At 73.3% G+C, this 5,683-nt stretch carries 6 protein-coding genes; 3 read left to right on the top strand and 3 right to left on the bottom strand.

Features of this window, described 5'->3' with window-relative positions; all coding sequences use genetic code 11:
* The first annotated feature begins 214 nt into the window (after positions 1-214).
* The 3 genes from RWM17_RS11550 to RWM17_RS11560 all read left to right on the top strand — a co-directional run bounded on the left by RWM17_RS11550 (position 215) and on the right by RWM17_RS11560 (position 3,242).
* Complete coding sequence (locus RWM17_RS11550; RefSeq protein WP_314103844.1) at positions 215-2,008, top strand: DEAD/DEAH box helicase; 1,794 nt, start codon at positions 215-217, stop codon at positions 2,006-2,008.
* Between the two features lie 23 nt (positions 2,009-2,031).
* Positions 2,032-2,916 carry an MSMEG_6728 family protein gene (locus RWM17_RS11555; RefSeq protein ID WP_314103834.1) on the top strand — a complete coding sequence of 295 codons (885 nt, stop codon included), beginning with the start codon at positions 2,032-2,034 and terminating at the stop codon, positions 2,914-2,916.
* A 71-nt stretch (positions 2,917-2,987) separates the two neighbouring features.
* Positions 2,988-3,242, top strand: a complete 255-nt coding sequence (locus tag RWM17_RS11560) for a hypothetical protein (protein WP_314103837.1) — start codon at positions 2,988-2,990, stop codon at positions 3,240-3,242.
* Here RWM17_RS11560 and RWM17_RS11565 read toward each other — a convergent pair.
* The 3 genes from RWM17_RS11565 to RWM17_RS11575 form a co-directional block, all read right to left on the bottom strand.
* Positions 3,191-3,706, bottom strand: coding sequence for a hypothetical protein (locus RWM17_RS11565; RefSeq protein WP_314103839.1), 516 nt, complete (start codon positions 3,704-3,706; stop codon positions 3,191-3,193). The two genes, RWM17_RS11560 and RWM17_RS11565, sit on opposite strands and share 52 nt — an antisense overlap.
* 130 nt (positions 3,707-3,836) lie before the next feature.
* On the bottom strand, positions 3,837-4,349 hold the full coding sequence (locus tag RWM17_RS11570) for an adenylyltransferase/cytidyltransferase family protein (protein ID WP_314103841.1): 513 nt from the start codon (positions 4,347-4,349) through the stop codon (positions 3,837-3,839).
* On the bottom strand, positions 4,346-5,683 hold a 1,338-nt coding region (locus RWM17_RS11575; RefSeq protein ID WP_314103843.1), incomplete at its 5' end, for a hypothetical protein. The genes RWM17_RS11575 and RWM17_RS11570, both read right to left, overlap by 4 nt.

Below are 5,683 nucleotides of genomic sequence, written 5' to 3' on the forward strand. Positions count from 1 at the left end.
GGCCGGCGTCGCTGCTGCGCGGCGGCGGCGACGACTCCCGGCGACGATCGCGACACGACCGCGGCCAGCCCGGCGACGGCCAGCTCGGTCGTGACCGACCGGGCGTCGGCGGCAGGTAAGATCGGTCCAAGTGAGCACAGCGAACGAGCACGACCCGACCCGGGGCGACGAGTCCGGCTCCGGCGTACCGGTCGGCGTCGACGACCAGCTCGATCTGGGCGAGGTCGGTGCCACGGCCGGCAACTCGGCCGCCGAGCACCTCTCGCCGGCGTTCCCCGAGCGGGCGGCCTGGGGCACGGCGAGCAAGCTGCGCGCCTGGCAGGCGGAGGCTCTCGAGCAGTACTTCGCGACGTCCCCCCAGGACTTCCTGGCCGCGGCCACGCCCGGCGCCGGCAAGACCACGTTCGCACTGCGGCTCGCCACCGAGCTGCTCTCGCGGGGCGAGGTCGACAGGGTCGTGGTCGTCGCCCCGACCGAGCACCTGAAACGACAGTGGGCCGACGCGGCCGACCGCGTGAACCTGAGGCTCGACCCCATGTTCAAGAACGCCGACGTCTCGTTCGGCCGGCACTACCACGGGGTCGCCGTCACCTACGCCCAGGTCGGCATGAACCCGAAGGTGCACGCCGACCTGACGGCTGCCGGCCGCACGCTCGTCATCCTCGACGAGGTGCACCACGGCGGCGACGCGCTCAGCTGGGGCGACGGCATCCGCGAGGCCTACGGTCGGGCCACCCGCCGGCTCTCGCTCACGGGGACGCCGTTCCGATCGGACACGGCCCCGATCCCCTTCGTCACCTACGCCCTCGACGAGCAGGGCATCCGCACCTCCCGGTCCGACTACTCGTACGGCTACGGGCGTGCTCTGGCCGACGGCGTCGTGCGTCCGGTGCTGTTCATGGCCTACGCCGGGCAGATGCGCTGGCGCACCCGCATGGGCGACGAGATGAGCGCGACCCTAGGCGAGGCGGTCACCAAGGACATCACGGCCCAGGCCTGGCGCACGGCCCTGTCGCCGCAGGGCGACTGGATCCCCGCCGTCCTGTCGGCGGCCGACACCCGCCTGACCGAGGTCCGTCGCGGGGTCCCCGACGCCGGGGGACTCGTCATCGCCACCGACCACACGGCGGCCCGGCAGTACGCCGCGGTGCTGCAGAAGCTGACGGGGGAACGACCGACGGTCGTCCTGTCGGACGAGAAGGCGGCCTCCGACCGCATCCAGGCCTTCTCGGACGGCGACGGCCGCTGGATGGTCGCGGTGCGGATGGTGTCCGAGGGCGTCGACGTGCCGCGCCTCGCCGTCGGCGTGTACGCCACCTCCGCCTCGACGCCCCTGTTCTTCGCACAGGCAGTGGGTCGCTTCGTGCGAGCGAGGCGCCGGGGCGAGACGGCCTCGATCTTCCTGCCGAGCGTGCCCAGCCTCATGGCCCTCGCGGGGCAGCTCGAGCTCGAGCGCGACCACGCGCTCGACCGGCCGGAGAACGCCGACGACGGCATCTTCGCGCCCGAGGAGGACATGATGGCGGCCGCGAACCGCGAGGAGAAGGCGTCGAGCCTGCTCGACCAGCAGCCATTCGAGGCGCTCGACTCGCAGGCCTCGTTCGACCGTGTCCTCTTCGACGGCGGCGAGTTCGGCACGGGCGGCGAGATCGGCAGCCTCGAGGAACTCGACTTCATCGGCATCCCGGGTCTGCTCGAGCCTGACCAGGTGCGCGACCTGCTGCGACAGCGCCAGGCCAAGCAGGCCACCCGGTCGCGCAAGACCGGCATGCCGACCGTGGTCGCGCCCGTCGCCGACGCGCGCCCGCTCTACCAGACGATCAAGGAACAGCGACAAGAGCTCAGCCGGCTGGTGTCGATCTGGTCGAGGGTGTCGAACGAGCCCCACGGGATCATCCACGCCGATCTTCGTCGCGTCAGCGGCGGCCCCTCCGTGGCCCAGGCGAGCACCGAGCAGATCCAGAAGCGCATCGACGTGCTGCGGGGCCGGATCGGCAACCGCACCTAGGCCGCGCGCCTAGCGTGAGAGGGGTGCAGACCTTCCTCCCGTACCCCGACTTCGTCGAGAGCGCGCGGGTGCTCGACCAGGCCAGGCTCGGCAAGCAACGCGTCGAGGCCCTCCAGGTGCTCCGGGCCGTCACGTTGCCCGGCTACGGGTGGCAGTCCCACCCCGCGATCGCGATGTGGCGCGGCCACCGCACCGCGCTGACGGCCTACGCCCTCGCGATCACCGACGAGTGGATCGCCCAGGGGCACTCCGACACGGTGCGGCCGCAGGTGCTGGAGTTCGCCCCCGCGCTCGGCGACGCCGGGCTCGGCGACCACCGCGACCGCGACGCAGGACACGCGTCGGCGGCCGTCTCGGTCACCGACGACCTGCCGAGCTGGCTCGGCGACGATGCCGTGCACCGGAGCCACCGGTCGAAGCTCGTGCAGAAGGAGCCCGAGTGGTACCGCGGCAGGTTCCCGGGCGTGCCGGACGACCTCGACTACGTCTGGCCGGGCGCCGATGCCGGGATGCTCGCGCCCACGGACGACGCGGCGCTCTCCTCGACCCGGCATGCCTGGGTGGTGCGCCCCGGGGACGAGCGGACCGGTGATGACTGGCGACGGGCGGGCGTGGTCACCATCTCCGAGTCGTCGCCCAGGGGCCGGACGACGCCCGCGTGGACCGCGCAGCGCGAGGCCTTCGCCCACCTCGGCGAGGGGGAGCTCGTGGCGGTGCCGGACGCCGGACAAGGGTCGTTCTCACTCGGCAGCCTGGTCGGCGACGCCGTGTCGGCCCAGGACGACGACCGGGCGCCCGTGCTGCTCCGCCGGGTGGAGTGGGAGGGCCAGGAGGTGCGGCGGCAGGATCTGCCCGACCCGGCTCTCGCGCAGGACACGCGCAGCCTGTTCCCCCTCGCGCTCGCCTGACCGTCCGGACCCCCTCACGGCCCGTCGTCCGGGCACGCTGGCGGTCGCGACGCTCCCGGTACGATCGGGTCATGCTCGACCGTGCCTCCGATGACCGCTGGTTCGTCCGCCGGGCGCCGGACGGCGCGGTCATGGCGGTCGTCGAGGCCTTCGGCACCGGCTGGCGGCTGCGTCGCTGGTCGTTCGTCGAGTCCGAGCAGGAGGCCCTCGGGGTCTACACGTCGGCCGAGCTCGCCGAGACCGCCTGGTGGCGGCATCTCGACCGGGGACGGGGTCAGCGCACGGCGAGCACCTCGGAGAGCCGCAGGCGGCTCGGCGAGGACTGAGGCCGTGGGCACCTGTCGCGCTCGGTCGTGAACACCGAGCGGGGGTCGGGGGGAGCCACCACGCCGTCGGACGTGCAGGTGAGGACCGCCCGCACGGCGTAGCGGCGAGCCTCGGAGAGGCCGGTGAGCGCGTCTCGCCACGCCACGTCGGACGCCGAGTCGACCACGGGCCCGGGACGCTCGAGCACGAACACGACGGCGGCGACCCCGAACTCGCTCGCGACCTCGTCGAGGGCGTCGCCCCAGCGCTCGACGGCGAGGCGGTCCGGACGCTCGGGGATGCCCTCGAGGGGAACCACCATGGGCAGCTGGACCTGGTCGGCGTCGAGGAACAGCGTCCAGAGCTGCCGACGCACGGCGACCGGCACCAGGCTCGCGACCCGGGCGATCAGCTCGTCGTCGGAGACGACGGGCCGGTGCGGGTCGGCGGCGGGCGAGGACGGGGAGGCGGGGGTGACGGTCATGGGACCAGCGTCGTCTCCCGGCACCCGCCTCCTGCGGTCGTCCACAGGCGGGCCCGGCGTCGCGTCCGCCGGACCGGCCTGGGGAGGGACCACCGCTGCCGCACCTCGGGACCCTGGGGCGGGCGACGCGTCAGCGGGCCCGCTCGGCCGTCGCCGCCTCCTGTGCCGGGGCTCCGCCGGACAAGGCCCTCAGTGCACGTCGCAGCACCGTGCTGGACGTGCTCATCGTGTAGGGGAAGTACACGACCTCGACCCCCACCTCGGCGAACTCGCGCTCGAGCCGGAGGCCCTTCTCGGTGCCGCGCCAGTCGTCGCCCTTGAAGAAGACGTCGAACCGCAGCTCGCGCCAGACGTCGAGCTTGTCGGGCACCGTCTCGGCGTACGCCGTGTCGACGACGTCGATGTGGTCGACGATCTCGAGCCGCTCCGCCAGGGGCACGACGGGCGTGATGCCCTTCGTCAGGGCGAGCATCTCGTCGGACACGACCCCGGCGATCAGGTGGTCGCAGTGCTGGCGCGCGTGCCGCAGCAGGTTGAGGTGCCCGATGTGGAACAGGTCGAAGGCGCCGGCGGCGTAGCCGACCCGACCGGCACCTCCGGGGCGGGCGGTCAGGGGATCGAGCAGGTCGGTGGACGAGGTCACGGGGTCACGCTCCGGGGACGAGGGGCCGACTCGGCGAGCACGACCAGGGTGAAGAAGGCCACGAACGCGCTGCTGGAGTCGACCAGCCCGCTCTCGACGACGCTCCTGATGACGATGAAGACGAAGGCGGGCAGCACGGCGCCGAACCCGACGACGCGGAGGCTGGCGCGGCCGGCCGTGGCGAGGCCGACGACGACCCAGATCGCGAGCAGCCCCGCACCGACGACGCCGGCCTGCGCGAGCGCCGAGATCCAGCTGCTGTCGAGGACCTGCTCGGCCCAGTACTGACCGGCGACGGGGACCTGCTTGACGGTGAGGCCCGAGCCGATCCACCGGGCCCAGGTGCCCGGGTCGGTCTGCAGCACCGTGTTCCAGGCGATGGTGCGCGAGTTCAGGGTGGCGATGCTCGCGGAGTCGCCCCCGCGCTCGATGACCCGGGCGAGGACGTCGGTGCTCGCGAGGAACGCGACGGCGAGGGGCACGGCGACCGCGACGACGACCGCGACCGTGGGCCGGACACGGCGCGCCGCCACGACGGCCACGGCCACGGCCACGAGGACCGCGAGGAACGCGGCCCGCGAGCCCGTCGTGACGAAGAGGCCGGTCAGGACGACCAGCAGCGCGAGCGACCCCACGGTCGCCTTCTGGACCAGGAGGCGGTGGACCACGCCGATCAGCGGCAGGCCGAGCAACAACGCGATCTCGTTCGGGCTCAGGGCCGGCAGGGTCCCGGCGAGGCGGCCCCCGGCCAGGTAGATCTGCAGGCCGGAGAGCGCCGAGACGGCCCCGACGATGCCGAGGGCGAGCAGCAGCGACCGGACGACGACGCGCGGCTCGCTGCGGTGGACGACGGCGACGATCGTCGCCGCGACCATCAGCACGCGGATCACGAGCACGGTCGTCGACGTCGTCAGCCCTGCCGAGACGCCCCCGACGAAGGCGATCCCGAGGTAGGCGAGCAGGAACGCCACGGCGACGGGCCCGACGCGGTTCGCGAGGTGACGGCCGTCACGACCGGCGGGCGCTCCCGTGAGGGCGAGCACCAGCGCCACCGCGGCGAGCAACGCCTTGGCGACGACGACCGGGTCGAGGCCGCCCTCGTAGATGACGCCCGTGCGCCAGGGGACCACGGACGCCACGAGCACCGTCATGACGACCGCCGGTCGGACCAGGTGACGCGCGGCCGGCAGGTCGTCGTGCAGCGCGGTCGCGACACGCCACGGCGTCGTGCGCGGCGAGGCCGCGGGCACGACGACGGGGCCGGAGGCGATCCGCGCGGGGGAGGACACGGTCACTCTATTATAAACATAAACGAGCCCACGAGAATTCCTAAA

The sequence above is a fragment of the uncultured Frigoribacterium sp. genome (assembly GCF_963515265.1).
Lineage (GTDB): Bacteria > Actinomycetota > Actinomycetes > Actinomycetales > Microbacteriaceae > Frigoribacterium.